This is a genomic window from [Flexibacter] sp. ATCC 35208 (assembly GCF_001975825.1).
GTDB lineage: Bacteria > Bacteroidota > Bacteroidia > Chitinophagales > Chitinophagaceae > Chitinophaga.
Genome location: NZ_MTKN01000011.1, coordinates 23,922 through 49,443, shown reverse-complemented (window position 1 = coordinate 49,443; position 25,522 = coordinate 23,922). Strand labels below are relative to the sequence as shown.

Below are 25,522 nucleotides of genomic sequence, written 5' to 3'. Positions count from 1 at the left end.
AGACCTGTACAGCAGCTTACGAACCGCCTTGAATAAAATGTTCTTAAGCTGCAAAAATAATCAACTCTATAAAAAGCTACAAGGGGTCACCTATGGCAACCCCTTGTTTATTTACTTTTACGAGTAATTATCTTTTTTTCAGTTCGTCTCTGATTTCCATCAGCAACTTCTCCTGTGGAGTAGGTTCTGGTGGTGCCGCTGGTATAGCTGGCGCTTCTTCTTTCTTCCTGGTCAGGGCATTGATCCCTTTTACCAGCAGGAAGATACAGAAAGCGATGATAACAAATTCTATGACAGACTGGATAAAGAGACCATAAGATAATACCGGGGCACCGGCTTCTTTTGCTTTGGCAAGCGATTCAAAACTACTGCCCTTACTCTCATTCAGTAGCCAGTATTTTTCTTTGAAATCCACTTTACCAGTCAGCATACCCAGGATGGGCATGAAGATGTTATCGACCAGTGCTGATACAATCTTTCCGAAGGCAGCACCGATGATCACACCGACTGCGAGGTCAATTACGTTTCCTTTGGTAGCAAAATCTCTAAACTCTTTAAAGAATCCCATATAACAACTTTTTTGGTGACACGAACAAATTTGCAGGGCCAAGATAATATAATCCCTTTTAAAGACAATCTCAAAATCTACCGGAAGCTTGCTACGCAAGCTTCCGGTAGATTTTTGCCTGACAGCTGCGCTGAGCTTTGTAAATAAAAAAATCAATCCTTCAATGCAGGATATTTCATTTTTAATGCCAGCAGTGTATCCCTTAACGTTTTTGCTACTATGTATTCTTTATACCAGTTATCATCAGCAGGCACAATGATCCACGGTACTTCATCACAATGTGCAAATACATCTTCATATGCCTTCCTGTACTTCTTCCAGAACTTCGCTTCTATCAGATCTCCTTTATTGTACTTCCACATCTTTTTAGGATTCGTAGTCCGCTCTTCCAAACGCGTAGCCTGCTCTTCGGGCGATACATGGAGATAGAACTTCAGGATAGTCGTATTACCATGATCCGTCAGTAATCTTTCAAAATCATTGATAGCAGCCATCCGTTTTACAATCGTTTTTTCATTCACCCATTTATGCACTCTCTGTACTAATACATCTTCATAATGAGAACGATTGAAAACCATAATCATACCTTTAGATGGGGCATGCTGATGTACACGCCATAGAAAATCATGATCCAGTTCCTGCTCAGTAGGCACTTTAAACGCCCTCACATCTACCCCTTCAGGATTCATCGTACTCATCACGGAACGGATAGCGCCATCTTTGCCACTCGCATCCATTCCCTGCAAAATAATGAGGATAGCATGTTTATGTTCGGCATAGAGCAGGTTCTGTAACTCATCCAGCTCAGTTCTTATCTGGGCAGTCAGGGCCTGGGCCTTTTCTTTATCCAGCTTTTTGGGAGCTATGGTACTGATATCTGCCAGTTTTATCTTACTCATTCGCGTAGCATTTCTTCCTAGTGTAACAAAATATAAACCGAAGTGTTCTCAATTTGCGATCTTTGGTTGGCCATTCTAAAAATCTAAAAACGTGAGCCAACGAACACTCAACTGGGGGATATTTCTCCTCCTTTCCCTCACCTGGGGCAGTTCCTTCATTCTCATGAAACTGGGTATGGAGCAGTTATCGCCCTGGCAGGTAGCCAGCCTCCGCATGCTATGTGCAGGCATTTCATTATCGCCTTTCTTTTTCCGCTTTATCCACCAGATGCCTGTGAAAAAGCTACCCCTGATTTTTCTGTCAGGTTTATTAGGCAATTTCATCCCTGCCTTCCTCTTCTGTATTGCCGAAATGCAGGTAGACAGCGGTCTGGCCGGGATCCTAAACGGATTCACCCCACTTATGACCTTAGTGACAGGGGTTTTGCTGTTTAATAATGCGATCATCAAGCGCCAGCTACTGGGTATCAGTGCCGGGCTAATAGGGGTCGTATTGTTATTTGCCTCTCAAGGAATCAGCACGAGTTATTGGTACTATGGCCTGTGGATACTTGTAGCCACTGTATGCTATGGTACGAATATCAACCTGGTTCGCAGGCACCTGAAGGATTATTCATCCGTACAGGTGAGTGCTATCTCCCTGGGATTCTGTGCCATCTTAGCTTTGCCGGTATTGCTGTACACACATTTTTTTGCACTGCTGAATGGCCCCGCTGTTCCATGGACCTCAATCGGTGCAGCAGCTACACTAGGCATACTCGGTAGTGGTATTGCGACCGTCCTGTTTTACTTCCTGATCAGCAGAACAGGGGCTATGTTCGCCAGTATGGTAACATATGCATTGCCCATTGTGGCGCTGGGCTGGGGTTTTCTGGCCGGAGAGCACATTACGGTCTTACAGATATTAAGTCTTGGGATCATCTTAGGTGGTGTATACCTTGTAAACAGAAAATAATTAAAAGGGGATTGATTCGCTATAAAATGAGCCCCGGCTCCATCAAGGTATCCAAAAGAAAAGAGCGTGTATCAAAATTTTGATACACGCTCTTTTCTTAATATAAGCTTGACAACCAATTAGATCGCCATAATCTCTTTTTCTTTCTGTGCACAGTGCTTATCAACCAGTTCGATAAATTTATTGGTCAATGCCTGTACTTCGGCTTCTGCATCTTTTGCAGTATCCTCGCTCAGGCCGTCTTTCTGCAATTTCTTAATGGCTTCGATCGCATCACGACGGATATTTCTGATAGACACTTTACCATGTTCACCTTCACCAGCTGCTCTCTTTACAAATTCCCTTCTTCTTTCTTCTGTCAGAGGAGGTAGGAACATTCTAATGATGATACCATCGTTCTGTGGGTTAATACCGATATTGGAAGCAATGATAGCCCTTTCAATCGGCTGAAGCATATTTTTTTCCCAAGGCTGAATAGTCAGGGTACGCGCGTCAGCCACATTGATATTGGCAACCTGGGAGAGCGGGGTAGAAGAACCATAGTAATCTACGGAAATCCCATCCAGAATAGCGGGAGTTGCTTTTCCAGCTCTGATCCTGGACAACTCCAGCTCAAGGTGAGCGATCGCCTTTTGCATGGATTCGCTGGCATCGTCCATGATTAAGTTTAGATCATCTTGCATAGCAAACAAATAATTAAGTGCGTGCAAACCTACAAGAATTATCTGAGATTTTGAAGCCGGGATATGATAGAAATTGAATATAAGGGAAGCGGGGTGGACAATTGTAAGACTGCCGGCCCCTTCATACGGGAAAGTGAGACCTGTAAAACATCCCAGGATTATTTATCCTGTAAAATTCCTTTTGGATTAACTCTGATTACCGATTTCGGCATCACCTCTACCACTGCTTTGGCATCATTGACTGTTGCAATGGTAACCTTGTGCAGCATGTTTTCTTTTCTCCTCTTAGCCTGATAAAGTACACCAGTGAGGATCAATGAGGAGCCAATCATACTACCCAGTAACCAGCCAGTACCAATATGTTGGAAATAAAATGCAAAAGCTATGTAAGCAGCATTTACCCCTACACATACCAGGGTAACCTGGCGGTGGTTGAGGTTCAATGCCAGCAGGTAGTGATGCAGGTGGTTACGGTCCGCCGCAAACGGAGAACGGCCATGTAGCATTCTCACTGCAAATACCCGCAACGTATCGAACAGTGGCAGGATCAGGATAGCAATCGCTACCGCAGGCACAGATTCTACAGGCAGCTTGCCCGCAGGATTGCCCGCCACTTCGATGAACTTAATAGTCAGGATGGCATTCACCAGACCCACCATTAGTGAACCAGTATCGCCCATGAAAATCCTGGCAGGAGAAATATTGTAAATCAGGAAAGCAGCTAAGCCACCTGCCATTGAAAAACCTAATACAGCATATACCAGTTGTCCGGTATAGAGGAAATATGTACCCAACACACCAGAAACCAGCATGCCTACACTACCAGCGAGGCCATCTACACCATCAATCAGGTTGAAGGCATTGATCACCACCAGGAATGTAAAGTAAGTGAGCAGCAGGCTAAAGTGTGGAGGCAGGGCGTTGAAACCCATGAAACCATACATACTGCTGATCTGTAAATTACTAAGATAAATTACTGCAAAAGAAGCCATTAACTGGCCTATGAGTTTCTTTAAAGGGGTAAGGCCTACAATGTCATCCTTCATTCCAACCATAAAAATCACGAAGAACGCAGCCACCATATATTGATATGGGGAATCAGCCAACGCAGGTACGCAAACCGACGTGGCAACAATGAATCCTGAAAAAAACGCAATTCCTCCTAAAGTTGGAATCCGTGACTTGTGAGATTTCCTTTCGTCCGGTTCGTCATATAAATGCTTCAGTTCTGCGACCCGGATTAACACGGGAATAGCGAAGTAGGTAATAACGAAACTTAGGACAGTAGCTATTAAAACATTCTCCATTTGGGAGGGGACTTGGTCTATGTACAAAGATATTAATTTCAATCAAATGTGTATCACCTTATCTGAAAATATCCCCGATTACAGGGATGACAAATCCAGATTACCGGATCATAAAGTTAAAATGAGGGGAAATAGGCAAGATTATGTGCAATTGTATTTAAATTCTATTATTTTCGCCTGATCAAAAAATTTGCAAGTATTATGCCACAGTTGAAAGATATAGCTACACAAATCAGAAGGGATATCGTTCGCATGGTGCATGGCTGCCAGAGTGGCCATCCAGGCGGTTCATTAGGTTGTGCTGATTTTTTCACAGCCCTGTATTTTAAGGTGATGCAGCACAAGCCACAACCTTTCGAAATGGACGGAGGTGATCAGGATCTGTTCTTTTTATCAAATGGCCATATCTCGCCGGTATTTTACAGTGCATTGGCCCGTTCGGGTTATTTTGAGGTGTCAGAACTGGCTACATTCCGTCAGTTGAATTCCCGTGTACAGGGTCACCCTACTACTCACGAAGGTTTGCCTGGTATACGTATGGCATCAGGTTCTCTGGGTCAGGGTTTGAGTGTGGCGATTGGTGCTGCGCTGACTAAGAAACTGAATAATGATGACCGTATTGTATTCTCTCTGCATGGTGATGGTGAGTTGGAAGAAGGTCAGAACTGGGAAGCAATTATGTTTGCTCCTCATCATAAAGTGGATAATCTGATCGCAACTGTGGATTGGAATGGACAGCAGATTGATGGTACTGTTGAGGCGGTAGCAGGATTGGGTGACCTGGAAGCGAAGTTTGCAGCTTTTGGATGGACAGTGTTGCATATGAATGGAAATGATATGGATGAGGTGGTTGCTACATTGGAAAAGGCAGTAGGTATGACCGGACAGGGTAAGCCGATTGTGATTTTGATGAAGACAATTATGGGTGCCGGGGTTGATTTTATGGAAGGGCATCATGAGTGGCATGGTATTGCGCCGAATGATGAGCAGTTGAAGAGTGCGTTGGGACAGTTGCCAGAGACGTTGGGAGATTATTAATAGAATAATAAGCGAAAAGAATTCAAAAAAATGGGCAGATCACTTCGTGATTTGCCCATTTTTTTTGTGGCCGGATTAAGCTTCGGCGTTAGCAGTAGCTTAATCCTTTATTAGCTGGCGCCGAAGCTTAATCCTGAAGCATTTTAGGTAGCCTTTAGCGCTACATGTTGCCGCCCCGCTCTCCTTGCCGGATACCAGCTGGCAGCTAATCCAATTACAACTATCGTAATACTTACCAGTACAAAATCACTCAAATGCATACTCACCGGGTACGCAGGTACTAAAAATGATTGCCCCTGCAATTTGATCAACCCAAACTTATCCTGTAGTATACAGAAGATAATACTGATTGTAAAACCTATTCCGGTACCGATCCCCGCAATAATCAATCCCTCCATAAGGAAGATGCGGGTAATGAGGCTACTCCTGGCTCCCATAGCCTTCAGAATCGTGATGTCTTTCTGCTTTTCCATAACCAGCATATAGAGTGAACCAATCATGTTGAAAGCAGCGATCACCATTATAAATGACATGATCACATATACCGCCCACTTCTCCGTCTGCATAATCGCATACAGCGCCTGGTTCTGTTCATATCTTGTCTGTATCAGGTAGCCATCTCCCAATAGCTGCTTCAGCCTTGCCTTCAGATCATTATCATTCACACCGGACTTAGCACCTACTTCCAATGCCGACATTTCATCTGGTCCCATGCCTAATACCCCTCTCATAAAATCGATATGGGTAATGACATACTTGCTGTTGAAGTCCTGTTGAATTGCAAAGGAGCCGGAAGGGTAGAGGATACCACTTCCCAGTGCATCTTCAGGTGTAGTTACACTCGTGATATTGCGACGGGGCAGGTAAACCGTCAGCGGTACAAGGCTTTTTTCTACATCTACCCCCAGCGCCATTTCCAGCTCCAAACCCAATACGGCTCTGTAAGCCAGCTCATCGCCGGTATCAAAATGACCACGCACCATGCTTTTATTCACAGCCGCTACCTTATTATAATTACTATCTACACCTTTCAGGATAGCGATTGTCTGATCTCCATCTCCGTATCGCAACACCGCTTTTTCCTCGATCACCTCTGCCATGTTTGCCACACCTTTTACCCCAGCTATCTGCTTAAGCTGTGCAGGTGTAAGATGCAAAGATTTCCCTGACGCCGGACTCACCTTTACAGAAGGGTAAAAGGTAGAATATAATGACTTGACCAACCCTTCAAAGCCATTGAATACACTAAGAATAACAATCAGGGCAGCCACACCGACTGCAATAGCCGATACGCTCACCCATGCAATAATATTGATGGCATTAGTACTCTTTTTGGCCCTGAAATACCGGGATGCGAACTGCCAGATCATACTTTTAGCTGAAATTCCTATTTGTTTTCCTTCCCGGCATCGTCGTCATTAATCTTCTTGAACAGTTCCTCCATTTTGAACACGTAATCCAACGTGTCATCGAGGAACAGGGTCAGCTCTGGTATACGGCGCAACTGTTTGCCTACACGATTGCCCAGGTCTCTCTTGATCACACCCATCTGTTCTTTGATTCTATTGATCATTTCGTGGTTATCCTTGATCTGGAACATGCTCAGGTATACCCTTGCTTCCAGCAGATCCGGGGTGACGCGCACTGCGGAGATGGAGATCATTCCTCCGTCTACTACATTGAATCCATGACGCTGGAATATATCACTCAGTTCTTTTTGTAACAGTTGTCCAATTTGTTTCTGTCTCTTGCTTTCCTGCATATTATACGAATTGTTAATATTGAGAGCTATGTAGTCCAGAGGTAAATCACTATTTAATATTGTAGTAACTTGCAGCCCTGTTTCTATACTCTCTGGCAAAGATAAGGAAACACGCATGCGCGATACGATATAAAATAAAGTAAAGATGAAGACATTTTTTAGGTTGCTGGATTTATCCCGGCCCTATCACCACTATGTTCCGGAATACATTGTTTATATTATCCTCTATTCTATACTGGGATTAATGAACTTTGGCCTCCTCATTCCCCTGATGAGTGCATTGTTCGACACGGGGCACCAGGCGGTGGTGACCCAACTGCCGGAATTTTCCATGAGCTTCGGTTATGTAAAAGACGTATTTTATTATTTCCTCAACCAGCAACTGGCATCAGGGGGTGGTAAATTCGGGGTATTGATATATATCTGTATCGTCCTGTTCATTACCATCATACTCAAAAACCTCTTTGGCTACCTGAGCCAGAAAGTACTGACCCGTATGCGGGTGAACATGGTAAGAAAAATGCGCGAAAAGCTGTTTGACCAGTTCAGCACACAATCGCTCCGCTTCTTCCATGATGAACGTAAAGGTGATCTGCTTTCTACCATCAGCTCTGATGTGGTAGAAGTAGAAAACTCTGTAGTAACCTCTTTGCAGACACTGTTCAGAGATCCACTGGTGATCATCTCTACCTTTATCGCACTCTTCGTGATTTCCAAAGAGATGACATTATTTACCCTGGTGTTCTTCCCAATATCCGGTTGGCTCATCACTAGTGTATCCAAAAAGCTGAAAAGGCAATCCAATAAAGGTCAGAGCCTGCTGGGCAAAATCGTGAATATCACCGAAGAAACCCTGTCAGGTATTCGTATTATCAAGGCTTTCAATGGTGAAAAGTTCATTCGTGATAAGTTTGATAAGGACAATATTGCTTTTGCCCAAACGGTAAAAGCTATCCAGAACCAGCGTGAAATGGCCTCTCCGGTATCCGAAATTCTCGGTGTAATGGTAGTGGTGGTAATCATGATGTATGGCGGTTACCTGATTCTGAATCACAAGAGCAACCTGCAACCCGAAATGTTCATTGGCTACCTGGCCCTGTATTTCCAGATCCTGGCACCTGCCAAGAACATCGGTTCCGCTATCACGTCTATGCCTAAAGGTCTGGCTGCCGGCGAAAGGGTACTGCGCATCATCGACCTGGACAATGCCATCAAGGATAAACCAGATGCAAAGTCGCTGGAGGGATTCAAGGATGCCATCGTATACGACAATATCACCTTCAGATATAATGAAACACCTGTACTAAAGAATGTTACCCTTACCATTCCAAAAGGTAAGATGGTGGCATTGGTAGGTAAGAGCGGCGCTGGTAAAACCACCATGGCTGACCTGCTGCCACGCTTTTACGATGTACAGGGTGGTAAGATCATGGTAGATGGTCAGGATATTCGTGATGTAAAAATGCACGACCTGCGCGCTATTATGGGTATGGTATCGCAGGAAGCGATCCTCTTCAATGATACTATCTTTAATAATATCGCCTTCGGACAGGAAAATGCGGATAAGGAAGAAGTGATCAAGGCGGCTAAGATCGCCAATGCCCACGAGTTCATCATAAAACAGGATAACGGGTATGAAACTGAGATAGGAGATAGGGGTATGAAATTGAGTGGTGGCCAGCGTCAGCGTCTGACTATCGCGAGAGCGATCTTCAAGAACCCGCCTATCCTGATCCTGGACGAGGCCACCTCTGCACTGGATACAGAATCAGAAAAACTGGTACAGGATGCACTGGACAAACTGATGGAAAACCGTACGACTATCGTGATCGCACACAGGTTATCCACCATCCAGCATGCGGATATCATTGTGGTGATGGACCAGGGAGAAATTAAGGAGCAGGGTACACACGACCAGCTGATTGCAGTAAATGGTATCTATAAGAAGCTCGTAGAAATGCAGGAATTCAAATAGCTGAATGCAGTTACATTTCAGCTACCGCGATAATATTGCAAAGCAAAAGCCCGGATGGTACATCCGGGCTTTCTTTTTATCTTATAGAAGAGAAAATTACTTGCTCTTAGCCAATTTAGCTTCAATACTAAGGGTAGCGTGAGGAACCGCACGCAGCCTTGCTTTATCGATCAGCTTACCCGTCATACGGCAAATACCATAAGTTTTGTTCTCGATACGGATCATGGCTTTTTCCAGGTGATCGATGAACTGGATCTGGCGGCTGGCCATCTGGTTCAGCTGCTCTCTTTCCTGAGAACCGGAACCATCTTCCATACTCATGTATTTGTTTTCAGTATCGTCGGTACCTGCTTCATCCTTACGGGTGATCAGGCCTTGCAGATAAACCAGTTCTTTCTTAGCTGCTTCCAGCTTTTTCGAGATCAGGTCTCTGAATTCCTGCAGGTCAGCGTCACTGTAACGATAGATAGGTCCGGAAGGTTGTTCAGGTTGATCCAGTACGGACTTCGTGAACTCTGGCTGGTAGGTAACCAGGGTATTACCTTTGGAACCGGCTTTTTTGTCGCCTTTATCTACGCGCTCAACAGGCTTTTCAGCTTTCGCAGGAGCTTTATCTGTTTTCGCAGGCGCTTTTTCAGCTGTTTTTTTGCCGGCATCTTTCGCTACCGCTTTTTCCTTCTCGTCTTTTTCTTTATTATTCTTTACTGGCATTATTACTTCTTTTTCTTCTGGCTTGGAAATTAGTTTTTCTTTTACAGCAGGTGCGACTGGCGCAACTACTTTCTGCTTTGTATCAGGCACTTTCGTAGCTGCCGGCTTAACGGGAGCCATAGCTTTGTTAACGGGCTGCTTAGCTGCGGGTGCAGTTTCAGCAGGTGCTGGTTTCGCTACAGACTTGCTGGAAGGGGATGCTTTTGTAACTGTTTTATTTGTGGCAACAGCCTTTTGAGTAGCAACCGTTTTAGCGGGTTTGGCGGAGGCTTTCGACGTTAAGGTCTTCGCATTAGATTTTTCAGCCTGTACCGCTGTTTTTTTTGCAGTGGGTACGTGGGCCGCTTTCTTAGCGGGTGTAGCCTGCTTTACCGAAGCTTTTGTAGCCGGTGCTGCCTTCTGGGTCTTATTGATAGCAACTTTTTTGCCTGTTGCCATGGGATTAGCTTTTTTTGTTAACTAATACATTAAATGTCAAATCATTAACTTCAATTTCAACTCCATCCTGTAGTTCCGGCACTAATTCCACACTATCTGCCAAAATTTCCGTGCAAATATAGTCATTATAGTTAATAATCGCTGATTTGAGGCTTTCTGCAACCGCCATTTTTACCTGTATTCTGTCAGTCAGTTCAAAATCATTGTCTTTCCTGATTTTCTGAATACGGTTCACCAGTTCACGTGCATTACCTTCATCGAGCAACTCAGGTGTAATAGTAATATCCAGGGCTACCGTTAAGGCCCCTTTATTCGCTACAGTCCATCCCGGAATATCTTCTGAAATGATCTCAACGTCAGATAATACTATAAGTACTTGCTCATTTTCGATCAATAGATTAAACTGTCCATCCCTTTCTAATGCCGCTATATCTGCATCGGTGAAAGTTGTAATAGCTGCTGCTACTGCTTTCATTTTTGCCCCCATTTTGCTCCCCAGGGATTTGAAGTTTGGCTTGATCTTTTTCTTGATGAAACCGGCAGTTTCCGTAAGATAATCAATACCTTTCACATTGACTTCACTTTTTATGAGGTGAGCCACTTTTTCAACCTGATCCTTCAGATGTCCATCCTGAACAGGTATCAATATTTTCTGTAACGGCTGACGTACTTTAATATTTACCTTTTTACGGAGTGACAAAACCAGGGAACTGATATCCTGGGCGAGCTGCATTCTTTCTTCCAGTTCAGCGTCGATCGCTGCTGTTACAACTGTTGGGAAGTCCACATGGTGCACAGACACCCTGTCGCTACGTTTACTTACTTTATTCAGGTTGTTGAATAACCAGTCTGCAAAGAACGGAGATACCGGTGCCATCAGTTTGGACAGCGTTTCGAGACATTCAAAGAGGGTCTGATAAGCAGAGATCTTGTCATGTTCGTATTCCCCCTTCCAGAAACGACGACGACAAAGACGTACATACCAGTTACTCAAATGTTCATCTACGAAGGTCTGTATTGCCCTTCCAGCCTGAGTAGGCTCGTATTCATCAAAAAATCCTGTAACGTCTTTTACCAGCGTGTTCAGCAGGGAAATGATCCAGCGGTCAATTTCTGGTCGCTGTTCCAGCGGAATGTAGGCTTCCTTGAACGAGAAGTTGTCCAGGTTCGCATACATGGCAAAGAAATTATAAGTATTGTACAGGGTGCCGAACAATTTACGTTGTACTTCACGGATGCCATCAGTATCAAATTTCATGCTATCCCATGGAGAAGCATTGGTAATGAGGTACCAACGGGTCGCGTCCGCCCCAAATGACTCCAAAGTTTCAAAAGGATTGACCACATTGCCGAGCCTTTTACTCATTTTGTTGCCATTCTTATCCAGGACGAGTCCGTTACTCACCACAGTCTTGTAAGCCACGCTATCAAAGAGCATGCTACCAAGCGCATGCAGGGTATAAAACCATCCACGGGTTTGGTCCACACCTTCAGCGATGAAGTCGGCCGGGAAGTTTTGCTCAAAGGTTTCTTTATTCTCAAATGGGAAATGCCATTGTGCGTACGGCATTGCACCACTGTCGAACCATACGTCAATCAGATCTGGTTCGCGGCGCATAGGCTGACCAGAAGCACTTACCAATATAATGTTATCAACAAATGGCTTGTGAAGGTCAGAAGTCAGGTGCTCGATATAAGCAGCTTCAGATTTTTGATCCGCAGGCACTTGCATCACACCAGCTGCCAGAGATTTTGACAGTTCTTCACGCAATTCTGCCACAGAACCGATACAGATTTCCTCCGTACTGTCTTCTGTACGCCAAACCGGCAGTGGAGTACCCCAGTAGCGGCTACGGCTCAGATTCCAGTCAACCATATTCTCCAACCAGTTGCCAAAGCGACCGGTACCAGTAGAAGCCGGTTTCCAGTTGATCGTCTTATTCAGTTCTACCATTCTGTCTTTCAGCGCTGTAGTACGTATGAACCATGCATCCAGCGGATAATATAATACAGGCTTATCTGTACGCCAGCAATGAGGATAAGTATGTTCATACTTCTCAACTTTAAAAGCGCGGTTCTCTTTTTTCAGTTTTACAGCGATGTCTACATCTACATCCTTGTATTCCGGATCGCTCTTGTAATTCTTTACATAGCGGCCACCGAATTCACCCACAGTATCCAGGAATTTACCCTGACGGTCTACCAGTGTGAGAATACCGATTCCATATTTCTTACCCACCTTGTTATCGTCCGCACCAAAAGCAGGAGCAGTATGTACGATACCAGTACCATCTTCAGTCGTTACGAAATCACCTATAATGACACGGAAAGGATCTCCTTCTTCAGGCTGTACATAAGGCAACAGTTGTTCGTAGCGAATTTCTTCCAGCTGGCTGCCTTTGAAAACGGCCAGCGTCTGCCATGGGATGACTTTATCACCTTCTTTATACGCAGCAAAATCGCCATCTTCTCCTTCTTTCTTAAAATATTTACCAGTCAGGGCAGTCGCCATTACCACAAACTGTGGCAACCCGGTATATGGGTTGAAAGTGCGGATCAGCGCATATTCGATATTTGCTCCAACGGTCAGACCTAGGTTGGAAGGCAACGTCCATGGGGTAGTGGTCCATGCCATGAAGAAAACTTCAGCAGCAGGATCTGCCTTGCGGGCTATTTCAAACAGGAAAGCAGACCTGTCTGATTCGATTGCCTTGAAAGTAGCTACGACTGTAGTATCCTTTACATCTTTATAAGTACCTGGCTGGTTTAGTTCATGAGAGCTAAGACCGGTACCAGCAGCAGGGGAATATGGCTGAATGCTCACGCTCTTGTACAGCAAGCCTTTCTTGTATAAGGTCTGCAAACACCACCACAGGCTTTCGATATAGTTATTTTCGAAAGTAATATATGGTTGCTGAAGATCTACCCAATACCCCATTTTACGGGTCAGGTCATCCCATTTATCTTTATATTTTAATACCTCGGTACGGCAGGTCTTGTTATATTCTTCAACAGAAATAGTCTTTCCAATATCTTCTTTAGTAATGCCGAGCGTTTTTTCCACACCCAATTCCACAGGCAGGCCATGGGTATCCCAACCGCCTTTACGCTTTACCTGGAACCCACGCATAGTTTTATATCGGCATACAAGGTCCTTGAGGGTACGGCTAATGACGTGGTGAATACCCGGTAAGCCGTTAGCACTTGGCGGACCTTCATAAAAAACGAAGGGGGTCGCGCCTTCCCGCAGGGAAACACTCTGCTCGAAAGCTTGTTCCTGTTCCCAACGAGCCAATACATCTTTCGCTATCTGCGGTAAATTCAGCTGATTATATTCCTGATATTTGCTGCTCATAAAACAATTATGCGCCCTTTGACGTTAATAAGTAAGTTGATTAAAATTCTGCAAAGTTACGGATTTTAGCCGGCTCTTATAAGGAAATCAGGACTAAAAACAAAGAAGTAAACCATTTGATTTTAATTGCTGGATATTTTTTGTATTTTTACAGTGCATTGGTTCGACATGAATCTTGGCATTGTTTTGGTAACTAACGTCGGAAGAATATAAGTTGAAAAACTTAACCCAAAAAGAATTGATAAACCATATCTGATCAATTATGAGAAAGTTAGTTTTAATATTTTTTGTGGCATTTGTAACTTCCGGCACAACTTTTGCACAAAAAAAATCAGCAAAAAAAACAAAAAAAGTAGTTGCTAAAACAGAAATGGCAGCTCCGTCAGTTGTAAAAGATTCTTTTCAACAGACCTTTGCAGGAACGGACGCCAAATGGAGTAAGAACTACGGAGGCAATTGGGTAGCGAACTTTACCAAAGATGAAGTGAAGACAGCAGCAGAGTTTGATAAAGATGGTAAATGGATAGCAACCCGCAGCAATTATACAGAAGCTAATCTGCCAGGTGCAGTAGCTACAAGTGTAAAAGCAAAGTATCCGGCCGCCACCATCAAAGATGGTTGGAAAATAGAAAGGTCAGATGTTGCTTCTTATTATAAGGTAAATATTCAGGACAACGGTACAGAAAAAGCAGTGTTGATTAATGAGGCTGGTACCATTGCAGAATAATTACTTTCACTAATTAGTATTTCATAGGTATAGGGATAAATAGGACAGACCCTGCTCTTTTGGGCGGGGTTTTCTTTTGTTTTTAAACGGGTTGNNCAACCCGTTTAAAAACAAAAACCGTCTCGTGTAATACGAGACGGCTTTATGTAATTACGGTAGAAGACTTACCTGACAAAAAACGCACTTTCAAAAGGTCAAATATGGTGTTTGAGGTGCAAAATAATGGCTTTACTCAAATCTTTTGCCCGGTAAGCCTTCCCCATGGTCAAATCTGATAAGGAAGCTTATAAGGATGATCAGGATAGATATCTGCCGATCGTGATACAAAGATGCACCAATCTTCTATAGTTCCTTTTCGAATTCGGGAAAACTAATGATCGAAAAAGGAAAACCTCATCCAAATAAAAAACTTCATGAAAAAAGGAATTCACCAACAAGGATGAAAACCCATTTTAGAAAAAAAAAGCCCCCTGTAAAACAGGAGGCTTTCGATATAATAAGCTGATTATTAGCGCAATAACAATTCACATGGTTTCAACCCCGTATGCTTCTTAAACGCAGTGGAAAAATGTGAAATACAGGAATACCCCATCAAAATCGCCACTTCACTCACACTCATTCCCTTTTCGTACAGCAGCCCTTTCGCCTTCTCCATTCTTTCCTTCTGGAAGTAATCATAAATAGTAGTACCATACATCGCCTTGAATCCCTTCTTCAGGTAACACTCGTTCATCGCTACCTTACGGGCCAGATCACGAATGGTAATAGGCGCATCCAGCTGTTCCAGCAAGATATCCTTTGCCTTCTCGATCTTTCCACGATCTTCCATATGAGTGAGGAAACGACAACCAAAACGGTCGTCTGTATCGTTCTGCACAAACTGGTCAGAGCTGAATAACAACAACTCCAATGCCTTGCTCTGCAAAAAGATATTCTTCAGTGCCCCTTCATAATTATGATGCACCATTTGCTCCAATACCTCTTTTGATTTGGTACTTGGCGCCAATGTCTTTACAAACGGCTTACGTGACTGCATGTCAAACAAGGTACTTGTCGTAGAGCCCTTCTGCAGGGTTTGTATGAACGACGGCTGGAAACGCACAGTGATCATATCGATAGAAGGCTGCTTGGAATTGCAGTTCTCCTTTTTATGTGCGCATACCTGGTCTGTACATCCTGGATTTTGACAATACTTATTCCCGGCTACACAATATCGTAGTTCCACAGCAGCTGATTGCCCTCTTTTTGCCGGTTGGTATACCACCATCGCTACATCTTCTACTGGCAAAGGGCGGTCATATGTGAACCGCTGCAATGTGAAATCGAGACAGTCCGGTACTGCCACGCTATCGGATACTGCCAACTCGAGCTGATCGCTCATAGCAGGCTGACGGATAGCCAATGTTAATATGTCCTGCAACTCTTTCAAATTTCCTTATCTATTGTTAAAATCCTGACAAAAATAGTCAATCAATTTTTAATGGAAACGGTTTTGACAGTAAGGTGACCAAAACACGTGGTTTCCAAAAGGGAACCTGGTGTAAGGTTCCAGATACCCCATCGTCTCTATAGTACGTCTATCACACTCTCAGGGAGATAACCCGCCCATAAGCCGCCTATATCCCGCCAATAACCCGCATCTATATAGAGGCGGGATATGTGCGGGTTATCTATGGGTTATTGACGGTTTACCCCTATGATAAGTATAGGTTTATCCTATGATTAAACCTATACCGCATTTGTATTATATAAGAAAACATACACTACTTTTACTTCCGGGTGCGTACTGGTATGAAATTCGTTCACTCATCCCTAATGGAAAGAAAATCCTTTATACGTCAATTGCTGAAAAAAGCCCTGATCATCCTGGCCAGCTTTATTCTTTTAGTCATGGCTACCGCATGGTACCTGGCCCACCGCTGGGATAATCAGATACGCATACAGCTTAAGAGCTATGTCCTCGACATGTCTGACAGCCTGTATAACCTTCAGTACAGTAAATTGCACCTCAACCTCATTACTGGTAGCCTGAGCCTTGAAAAAGTAAGCCTGGTCAGAGACTCCGCTGTCTATGCCCGCTTACAGCAACAGCACAAAGCCCCCAGGTTCCTGTATACTTTCAGCGCTGACGAGATCAACCTGAAATATTTCAAAGTATGGCGCTACTTCCACAAAAAACAACTGAGCGCCAGCTCCTTAGCGCTGCATAATCCCAGTATCATACTGGAACTCAATACCCGGAATATCGATACGACCAAGCCCCGGAATGCCTATCAGAACATTTCGAAAAAAATCTCCTCGATACACCTGGGGAACCTGCTCCTCGACAATACCAACCTGAAGTATACCTATATCAAAAAAGATAGTAGCCTGATTTATACCCAGGTGAGTGAACTGAGTATACAGGTCAGGGATTTCCTCATCGACTCCGTCGCCATGCAGGATCCTACCCGCTACCTGTATGCCCGTAACTATATTTTAGACCTGAAAAATTACCATTATCGCACCCCGGACAGCCTTTATTGGATGAATGTGAGAGATGTACACTACAGTGCAGAAGACAGAAGTATCAAAATCAAGCAGTTCCAGGTAGAACCACGGTATAACAGGGAGCAATTCGACAACAAATCCGTCTATCAGCGCGACAGGTTCGATGTACAGCTGAATGATATTGATATTACCAACCTGGAACCTCGCTTATTGCTTGAAGATCAAATCGTTCAGGCCGGAAAAGTGGTTATTAACAGCGGTAACCTGGATATTTACCATAACCGGAATCTGCCTCCATCTCCCGGCAACAAACTGGGTAAATTCCCCAATCAGATACTGCTAAAAGTAGCGGTACCTATTAATATAGATACCATCATTGGCAAGAAAACAGACATTCTCTACTCGGAAATAAACCCGAAATCGCAGGAAGCCGGCAAACTTAGCTTCAAACAGGTGCACGGTATATTCCGGAATGTGACCAATATAGACTCAGTCATTGCCCGCAAGTCTATGCTCACCATCGACCTCGATGCCGTACTCATGAAAAGTGGTAAACTGAAAGCCCATTTTGGGTTTAGCCTGAAAAATAAGGGAGGCGGATTCTCCGTAACCGGGCAGATAAAAGATATGGATGGGAAAGAGCTAAACCCGGTATTGAAACCTCTGGGCATGGTAGAAGTAAAATCATGTAAGATCAACGACCTGAGCTTTAGCATGAACGGCGATGAAAAGGGAGCAAAAGGAGAAGTGAAGTTCCTTTATTCAGACCTGAAGGTGAATATTCTGAAAAAAGAAGAAGGCAGCCATGAATTCAAAAAGAAGGGCCTGATCAGCTTTATTGCCAACCTCATGGTAATCAAGGATGAGAACCCGGGTAAGGGGCAAACAAGAATTGCACACCCTAACTATACCAGGGACCCAAATAAATCGTTCTTTAACCTGGTATGGAAAACCCTTTTTACGGGAATCAAGGAAACTGTACTTGGGGAACACTCACCCATATAACTGTTATCGAAATGTGAAAAAGCCGAGGTAAAAAAAATAACCCATCGGTACATCATTTTATTTGCACATTAAACATTGAAATAAGCCTCATTTTTCGTATTTTTGCACAATTCACGAGAATTCAACTCTAAACTACATTTTCACCCAAATATGAGCGAAGAAATAGCGCAAGTAACTACTCCAGCCCAGGGCGGCTATGATGCGGATAGCATTCAGGTACTGGAAGGTCTGGAAGCGGTGCGTAAACGCCCTGCGATGTACATTGGTGACATTGGCGTAAAAGGTCTTCACCACCTTGTATATGAAGTGGTGGATAACTCGATCGATGAGGCACTGGCAGGTTATTGTAAGAATATAGATGTCACTATCTGTGAGGACAACTCGATCAGGGTAGTGGATGATGGTCGCGGTATCCCGACAGGGATGAATACCAAAGAAGGCCGTTCAGCGCTGGAAGTGGTAATGACCGTACTGCACGCAGGAGGTAAATTTGACAAAAACACATATAAAGTATCCGGTGGTCTGCACGGTGTGGGGGTGAGTTGCGTAAACGCACTGAGTTCCCTGCTGCATGTAACCGTAAGACGCGATGGTAAACTGTTCGAACAGGAGTACTCCCGCGGTGTACCTCAATATGCAGTACGTGAAATCGGTGACTCCGACGAAACAGGAACAACTGTACACTTCAGACCAGATAGTGAAATCTTCAAGGATACTACCTACAACAGGGAGATCCTCGCTGGCCGTCTGCGCGAGCTGGCTTACCTGAACAGGAAGATCCGTATCGTTCTTACGGACGATCGTGAAAAAGACGACCAGGGCAACTCTGTAAATGAAGTCTTCTACAGCGAAGGCGGTATTGTCGAATTTGTATCCATGCTGGATCGCAATGGTCGTCGTAACCCTCTGTTGCCTGATCCTATCTTTGTAGAAACAGTCGATGCTGCCAGCAATGTAGCGGTAGAAGTAGCAGTGATCTACAATGATTCCTTCTCTGAGAACATCTTCTCTTATGTAAATAATATCAACACCATTGAAGGTGGTACACACGTAGCCGGTTTCCGCCGCGCCATTACCCGTGTTTTCAAAAGCTATGGCGATAAGAACAAAATGTTCGAAAAGACCAAAGTGGAGGTAACCGGTGATGACTTCCGTGAAGGTTTGAGCGCTATTGTAAGTGTAAAAGTACCTGAGCCACAGTTCGAAGGTCAGACCAAAACCAAGTTGGGTAACTCCGACGTAATGGGTGTGGTAGACAGTTCTGTAGCTGCTGTACTGGATGCTTACCTGGAAGAACATCCACGTGAAGCAAAAACCATCATCAACAAGGTGGTACTCGCCGCCCAGGCCCGTGAAGCTGCGCGTAAAGCAAGGCAGATGGTACAGCGTAAGAGTGTATTGAGCGGTAGTGGTTTGCCTGGTAAACTGGCTGACTGCTCTGAGAATGATCCTAAAATATGTGAACTGTACCTGGTCGAGGGTGATTCCGCGGGTGGTACGGCGAAACAGGGTCGTAACCGTAGCTTCCAGGCTATCCTGCCACTGCGTGGTAAGATCCTGAACGTAGAGAAAGCTATGGAGCACAAGATCTACGAAAACGAGGAAATCAAGAATATCTTCACCGCCCTTGGGGTAACCATCGGTACTGAAGAAGATGATAAAGCACTGAACCTGTCTAAACTCCGCTATCACAAGCTGATCATCATGACGGATGCCGATGTGGATGGTAGTCACATTGCGACACTGATCCTTACATTCATCTTCCGTTATATGAAGGCGATGGTAGAACAGGGCTATGTGTACATCGCACAGCCACCTCTGTACCTGGTGAAGAAGAGCAAAGAGCAGATCTATGCATGGACGGAAGAAGACCGTAAAGCAGCGATCCAGCAACTGGCACATGGTAAAGAAGACAGCGTGACCATCCAGCGTTATAAAGGTTTGGGTGAGATGAACGCTGAGCAGCTGTGGGAAACTACCATGAATCCTGAACACCGTACCCTGAAGCAGGTAACTATCGAAAGTGCTGCCGAAGCGGATCGCGTATTCAGTATGCTGATGGGAGATGAAGTACCTCCACGTAGAGAGTTCATCGAGTCTCATGCGAAGTATGCAAAGATCGACGCCTAGTTAAAATTTTATATATACGCGAAAAAGACTGGTTCCGGCCAGTCTTTTTTATGTCATTATGATTCTGGCATATTCATAAAATTATCTAGTTAAACTCTAAAATTATTACCAAAGGTTAATTTTATACCATTTTGTGGAAGGTGTGGACAATTTATTTCTCTCTCATTTACAGTCACTTCGATCTTATTGTGAACATACCTGTTAAAAAACTTATAAATCTTTTATTTAATTCATCTCTTTTCTCTGTATTTTGCACTCCTATTTATCTCTATACCTATTGAATTTGAACTATCCTATGAAACCTAGCTCCCTCCTGGGACTTCTGTGTCTGGTGCTATCCTTTTGCGCATGTCAAAAGGAAAAAGCAGTGTCGACATCGGGATCCTTATCATTCGCGTTCGAAAGCACTGCTTTTTCAGCTAACACCGCGAGTGGTTATATGACCGATACAACTGGCATTGGCAAGAAAGTCCTGACCATTGAAGGTATGACCAGTAACCTTAGCAAGCACATTGCAGTGACAGTTATATTTCCTGACACGCTTGCAGTGGGCACATATACAGAGGCAAATGGCGCCACCATATTATGGTCGCCTTCTTTGTCTGCAGAGGTTGCATCTTATCTCAGTACTACAGCGACAATTAAAATTACAAGCATAAATAGTAAGTATGCCGAAGGCACATTTGCCGGCATTTTAGACAATGGCGAGAAAGAAGAGCCATTAACGGACGGAATATTTAAAGTCAACATTTATTGATCATCGTTTTTTTTGAAATCTTTTTCCATCGTGTCCCGCTTGTTAAAGCGGGACTTTTTATTTCTGGTTAATATCTGAGCATAGATAGTTAATTACCATAAAAGGACTCGAAGCCCCACAGATTACATTTGGAGTAAATCATGAATTCTTTAATCAGGAACAATAAACAATAAAGGCCATTTGCGCAGATGGCCTACAGGGAGTTTTATTTCATCTTAAAAACCAATTTCTAATCTCCGTTGTATGAAGAAATTTTCATATTACCTGTCAGCATTGCTGGCGGGCTTGCTATTTAGTGCCCTTACCTTTGCGCAAAGCAGGGTGATACAGGGGACAGTGACCGATGAAAACACACATCCGCTAAGCTTTGTATCAGTTAACATTAAAGGGACCAACAAAGGAGTTGTCACTGACAAAAACGGGGTATTCTCGCTGGAAGTCGCACCCAATGCCACACTCATTGTAAGAGCCGTAGGCTTCCTCACTAAAGAAGTGGGTACAGGCAGCGGCCATTCACTTACGATCACCCTGGCTGAAAGCGCCAGCGACCTCAATGAAGTCGTAGTGACCGCACTGGGTGTAAAGAAGGAAAAACGTAATCTTACGTTCAGTTCACAGGAAGTGAAGAGCGATGAAATTCTGCGTTCAAGAGAGCCGAATATCGTGAATACGCTTACCGGCAAGGTAGCAGGCGTACAGGTCACAAATTCATCTGGCATGCCCGGTTCCTCCTCCCGTATCGTAGTGCGCGGTATTACGTCTTTAAACGGCGAAAATCAGGCTTTAATCGTGATGGATGGAGTACCTGTCAACAACGATGAAACAGACAATCCTAACGACGGTGGATCAGGCTCTAATCGTCTCTCTGATATCGACCCATCTGTTATCGAAAGCATCAACCTGCTGAAAGGCGCTGCCGCTACTGCCATGTATGGTTCTGCAGGTGCCCGCGGGGTATTGCTCATCACGACCAAAAAAGGAAGCAACAACCGTAAGCCAACTGTTACCTTATCTTCCGGGTTATCTTTCGAACAATCTTATCTCCCTGATCGCCAGACCACGTATTCACTGGGTGAAAAGGGCATTTATTCTGATGGGGAAACGACCGCCACACAAAACAAAAATTCATGGGGTGCACGTATGGATACCCTGCGTGTGAACGGAGCAAAAGTACCTTTTCATAATCCAGCCAAAGAGTTCTTTAAAACAGGAATTTCTACCAATAATACCGTCTCTGTTTCTGGCGGCAATGCCAGCTCAAGTTATTTTTTATCATACACCTACTTCAATCAACAAGGTACCATTCCTAATACTGATTATACAAGGCATAACCTGTTTGCCAAATACACCACACAGATCCTTGATAATCTCTCTGCTTCCTTCCAGCTCACATACAGCTCTGTCAAGAACAACATCATGCCACAGGGATGGGGATTGGAGAATCCACTCTGGACCATCTTTGCCGCACCCGTTTCTTACAATCTGAAACCTTACCTGAATGAGGATGGCACACAACGTATGTATCGCTCCGGCCGTAACAATCCATATTGGGTATTAGACAATGTACTGAATACCACAGTGGTGAACAGGTATCTGCCAGTAGCCACCTTTGTGTATTCACCTACCAGCTGGCTTTCTGTCACTGAAAGAATGGGAGCAGATATGTACCAGGATCAGCTGCACTATCATGTCAACGTAGGCGATGTGACTTACACTCAGGGTCTGGTACAGTCTAAAAATCAAACATTGCGTCAGTTCAACCACGACTTCATGGTGCAGTTGAGAAAAGAGGTGAACCCTAAGCTGAATACAAGTTTACTGCTGGGTAACAACGTCTATTCTAAATACAAAGATGCTATGTCTGCCTATGGTTTAGGACTGGCAAAAGCTAACTATTACAACATGGCCAGTGCATCGTCTGTAACGTATGGGGAATCATCTACACTGGTAAGAAAAGTAGGCTTCTATGCACAGGGTGAAATTGATTACAACAGAACACTGATCGTGAATCTGACAGGTCGTTATGATGGTAGCTCTGTATTATCATCATCTAACAGGTATTATCCTTATGGCTCTGCGGCAGCGGCTTTCATCTTCTCTGAATTATTATCTGACAAACTAAAAAAGACGATCAACTTCGGTAAGTTCAGGGCATCTTATGCTGTAGTAGGTAATGATAACGTAGGCGCTTATGCCACAAATACACCTTATTATCAGGCAGTGATTTACGGTGATGTAAGCAGCAATTTAAACTTCCCTTATAATGGCCAGAACGGCTTCCTGCTCAGCACTGCATTAGGCAATCCGAATCTGAAAAATGAATTGCAGAAAGAATTGGAATTTGGTCTGGAAATGAAATTCTTAGATAACAGGTTAGGCTTTGAAACATCCTGGTTTGATCGTAAAATGTCTGACGGATTAGTAGAAGGCATTGCGCTGCCAAACTCCACTGGTTATAGTACTACCACCATCAACTCTGCAAAGATGGAGACAAAAGGATTGGAAGTATTAGTGAATGCAACACCTGTCAGAACAAAAGATTTTAGCTGGGATGTAACGCTGACTTATACGAAAATGAATAACAAAGTTACCCAGATTGGTGCAGGTTTGGACGAAACGAGTGTGGGTAGTTCATGGGCCATCGTAGGCCAGCCATGGGGTGTACTGAAAGGTACCAAATTCGCACGCACTGATGATGGACAATTGCGTATCAATAGTTCAGGGTTACCATACTCTGATGACAACAGCAATATACTGGGTAATGTCACCGCGAAATGGTTAGGTAGTATCACCAATCAGTTCCGCTATAAACAATTCGGATTAAGTTTCTTCTTCGATACAAAACAAGGGGGTCAGTTGCAAAATGCGGATGATGGATACAACCTCTTCTATGGTGTGTCTAAAGTAACGGAAAACCGCGCCGACAGAGTCGTGAAAGGTATCAGCGATGCAACAGGCCAACAGAACACGGTATCTGTAACAGGGCAACAATATTGGCAACAGGTGAGCGGTATTACGGAACAAGTGATACAGGATGCATCTTATATCAAACTGCGCAACGTAAGCTTCTCTTATTCACTTGGTCAGAAAGCATTGAGCCATCTGCCTTTCAGAAATGCGAGTCTTATACTGACAGGTCGTAATCTCTGGATCCACAAAGCTTCTAATTTCTCAGGTCCTGATCCGGAAGCGAATTCATGGGGGAACGGCAATAGTAGCTTAGGTCTCTACTCCTTTACTACACCGACTTCCCGCTCATTCGACGCTACGATAAAAATTACTTTCTAAATTTTCGAACATGAAGAAATCATTCATCATCATATCTATCTTCACAGCTTCTTTGCTGGCGGGATGCAAAAAGTTTCTGGATGTCAACGACAATCCCAACCTGCCTGAATCAGTGTCAGAAAGCCTGTTACTCGGCCCTGTAGAAGCAGGAGCCTCCACGTATGTAGCGAATGGCAATGCTGCTGTATTAGTGAATCAATGGATGCAGTATTGCGTACCTAATCAACCCATGCCGAATACAGCGAACTACCTGGTTACAACATCGACCTTCGATGACTACTGGGATTCATTTTATACGATTGAACTGAATAATCTGCATGTACTGAATATACAGGCCATCACGAATGGAAATAGCATGTATGCAGGTATTGCAAAAGTATTGACAGCGTATACAATAGGCACCGCTACTGACTTCTGGGGTGATATTCCTTATTCCGAATCATTTGAAGGCACTGACCTGAGTACCCCAAAATTTGATTCGCAGGAGAGTATTTACAACACGATTCAATTACTGTTGGATAGCGCAATTACAGCATTGAATGAAGGCAAAGGTTCTACGCCAGGCACAGATGATTACATGTATAGTGGTGATATGAGCAAGTGGATAAAGATGGCGTATACATTGAAAGCAAGGTATTATATGCACCTCACAAATGCGACTGGCCATACCGCGGCTGCACAGGCTTCGCTGGCATTAGATGCGCTGGCAAGTGGCATGAGTAGCAATGCTGACGATTGTTATTTTCCATATTCGGGTAGTGGTACATCTTCCAGTCCGTGGTACCTGCATTTCTTTAGTACAACAACACTGGTGTTAGCATCACATTATGTAGACACACTGGTAGCAAGGGCAGATCCACGTTTACCATTTTTGGTAAGTAAAACAAATGCTACGGATGCATATGCAGGAAATGTAATTGGAAGTGGTGCGGGTAATATTGATTATTATTCTGTACCGGGTAGTTTCTATGGCGACATTGCTTCTAATGGGTATGTGTTGAATGCAGCAGAAGCTGATTTTATAAAAGCAGAAGCAACTTACATTGTGTCAGGATACGCTGCAGCACAGCCTATTTACAGGAAAGCGATTGTGGATAATATGGTAAAGGTAGGGGTGGATACAAGTAGTACTGCTGCACAAACTTATCTTTCAAACAGAGGAACATTGTCAGCAACAAATGCCATGCAATTAATTATTGAAGAGAAGAATATTGCGAATAATTTCTCTACTGAAAACTGGGTAGATTGGAGAAGGACGGGGTACCCTGTGATATCGCTGATTGCGAATGACAACATCACTAGTTTGCCTCGCAGGTTTTTATATCCGAATAGTGAGATCTCTACAAATGGAGCAAATGTGCCTTCAGTGAAACTAACAGATCGTGTGTGGTGGGATGGAGAATAATAAAATTAAAAGGAGCCAACCCCATAGTG

The 25,522-nt window shown here is 43.9% G+C and carries 18 protein-coding genes; 9 read left to right on the top strand and 9 right to left on the bottom strand.

Going from position 1 to position 25,522, the window contains the following annotated elements; all coding sequences use genetic code 11:
• Positions 1–127: 127 nt before the first annotated feature.
• A complete protein-coding gene (gene mscL, locus BW716_RS09000) occupies positions 128–568 on the bottom strand; it encodes a large conductance mechanosensitive channel protein MscL (protein ID WP_083722204.1) in 441 nt (146 codons plus the stop codon).
• A gap of 152 nt (positions 569–720) precedes the next feature.
• A complete protein-coding gene (locus BW716_RS08995; protein ID WP_083722203.1) occupies positions 721–1,467 on the bottom strand; it encodes a PPK2 family polyphosphate kinase in 747 nt (248 codons plus the stop codon).
• A gap of 91 nt (positions 1,468–1,558) precedes the next feature.
• Between BW716_RS08995 and BW716_RS08990 the strand changes: the two genes are divergently transcribed.
• Entirely contained in the window at positions 1,559–2,422 is an 864-nt protein-coding gene (locus BW716_RS08990; RefSeq protein ID WP_143708794.1) for a DMT family transporter, read from the top strand.
• 119 nt (positions 2,423–2,541) lie between these two features.
• On the opposite strand, the gene frr is transcribed toward BW716_RS08990, so the two are convergent.
• Together frr and BW716_RS08980 are read right to left on the bottom strand one after the other, a co-directional pair.
• Positions 2,542–3,105 (bottom strand): ribosome recycling factor, encoded by a 564-nt coding sequence (gene frr, locus BW716_RS08985; protein ID WP_083722201.1) that lies wholly within the window; start codon positions 3,103–3,105, stop codon positions 2,542–2,544.
• A 158-nt stretch (positions 3,106–3,263) separates the two neighbouring features.
• Positions 3,264–4,187, bottom strand: a complete 924-nt coding sequence (locus tag BW716_RS08980; RefSeq protein WP_255373862.1) for an MraY family glycosyltransferase — start codon at positions 4,185–4,187, stop codon at positions 3,264–3,266.
• 426 nt (positions 4,188–4,613) lie between these two features.
• Here BW716_RS08980 and BW716_RS08975 point away from each other — a divergent pair, with 426 nt between their 5' ends.
• Positions 4,614–5,450 carry a transketolase gene (locus tag BW716_RS08975; protein WP_083722199.1) on the top strand — a complete coding sequence of 279 codons (837 nt, stop codon included), beginning with the start codon at positions 4,614–4,616 and terminating at the stop codon, positions 5,448–5,450.
• Positions 5,451–5,593: 143 nt separating this feature from the next.
• Here BW716_RS08975 and BW716_RS08970 read toward each other — a convergent pair whose 3' ends face one another.
• Entirely contained in the window at positions 5,594–6,820 is a 1,227-nt protein-coding gene (locus tag BW716_RS08970; RefSeq protein WP_083722198.1) for an FtsX-like permease family protein, read from the bottom strand.
• Positions 6,821–6,837: 17 nt separating this feature from the next.
• Positions 6,838–7,212: a 30S ribosome-binding factor RbfA gene (gene rbfA, locus BW716_RS08965; RefSeq protein ID WP_083722296.1), complete on the bottom strand. Its 375-nt coding sequence runs from the start codon at positions 7,210–7,212 to the stop codon at positions 6,838–6,840.
• Between the two features lie 145 nt (positions 7,213–7,357).
• Here rbfA and BW716_RS08960 point away from each other — a divergent pair, with 145 nt between their 5' ends.
• Positions 7,358–9,187, top strand: coding sequence for an ABC transporter ATP-binding protein (locus tag BW716_RS08960; RefSeq protein ID WP_083722197.1), 1,830 nt, complete (start codon positions 7,358–7,360; stop codon positions 9,185–9,187).
• Positions 9,188–9,283: 96 nt separating this feature from the next.
• Here BW716_RS08960 and BW716_RS36075 read toward each other — a convergent pair whose 3' ends face one another.
• Together BW716_RS36075 and ileS are read right to left on the bottom strand one after the other, a co-directional pair.
• Positions 9,284–10,336 carry a TraR/DksA C4-type zinc finger protein gene (locus BW716_RS36075; RefSeq protein WP_143708793.1) on the bottom strand — a complete coding sequence of 351 codons (1,053 nt, stop codon included), beginning with the start codon at positions 10,334–10,336 and terminating at the stop codon, positions 9,284–9,286.
• Between the two features lie 4 nt (positions 10,337–10,340).
• A complete protein-coding gene (gene ileS / locus BW716_RS08950; RefSeq protein WP_083722196.1) occupies positions 10,341–13,691 on the bottom strand; it encodes an isoleucine--tRNA ligase in 3,351 nt (1,116 codons plus the stop codon).
• Positions 13,692–13,953: 262 nt separating this feature from the next.
• Here ileS and BW716_RS08945 point away from each other — a divergent pair, with 262 nt between their 5' ends.
• Positions 13,954–14,418, top strand: coding sequence for a PepSY-like domain-containing protein (locus BW716_RS08945; protein ID WP_083722195.1), 465 nt, complete (start codon positions 13,954–13,956; stop codon positions 14,416–14,418).
• 508 nt (positions 14,419–14,926) lie between these two features.
• Here the strand turns inward: BW716_RS08945 and BW716_RS08940 are convergent.
• Positions 14,927–15,838, bottom strand: coding sequence for an AraC family transcriptional regulator (locus BW716_RS08940; RefSeq protein ID WP_143708792.1), 912 nt, complete (start codon positions 15,836–15,838; stop codon positions 14,927–14,929).
• Between the two features lie 395 nt (positions 15,839–16,233).
• Between BW716_RS08940 and BW716_RS08935 the strand changes: the two genes are divergently transcribed.
• The 5 genes from BW716_RS08935 to BW716_RS08915 all read left to right on the top strand — a co-directional run bounded on the left by BW716_RS08935 (position 16,234) and on the right by BW716_RS08915 (position 25,493).
• Positions 16,234–17,913, top strand: coding sequence for a hypothetical protein (locus BW716_RS08935; RefSeq protein ID WP_143708791.1), 1,680 nt, complete (start codon positions 16,234–16,236; stop codon positions 17,911–17,913).
• Between the two features lie 150 nt (positions 17,914–18,063).
• A complete protein-coding gene (gene gyrB / locus BW716_RS08930; protein ID WP_083722192.1) occupies positions 18,064–20,043 on the top strand; it encodes a DNA topoisomerase (ATP-hydrolyzing) subunit B in 1,980 nt (659 codons plus the stop codon).
• A 367-nt stretch (positions 20,044–20,410) separates the two neighbouring features.
• Positions 20,411–20,800, top strand: a complete 390-nt coding sequence (locus BW716_RS08925; RefSeq protein ID WP_220388731.1) for a hypothetical protein — start codon at positions 20,411–20,413, stop codon at positions 20,798–20,800.
• A 243-nt stretch (positions 20,801–21,043) separates the two neighbouring features.
• On the top strand, positions 21,044–24,088 hold the full coding sequence (locus tag BW716_RS08920; protein ID WP_083722190.1) for a SusC/RagA family TonB-linked outer membrane protein: 3,045 nt from the start codon (positions 21,044–21,046) through the stop codon (positions 24,086–24,088).
• A 10-nt stretch (positions 24,089–24,098) separates the two neighbouring features.
• Positions 24,099–25,493 (top strand): SusD/RagB family nutrient-binding outer membrane lipoprotein, encoded by a 1,395-nt coding sequence (locus BW716_RS08915; RefSeq protein WP_083722189.1) that lies wholly within the window; start codon positions 24,099–24,101, stop codon positions 25,491–25,493.
• Positions 25,494–25,522: the final 29 nt, after the last annotated feature.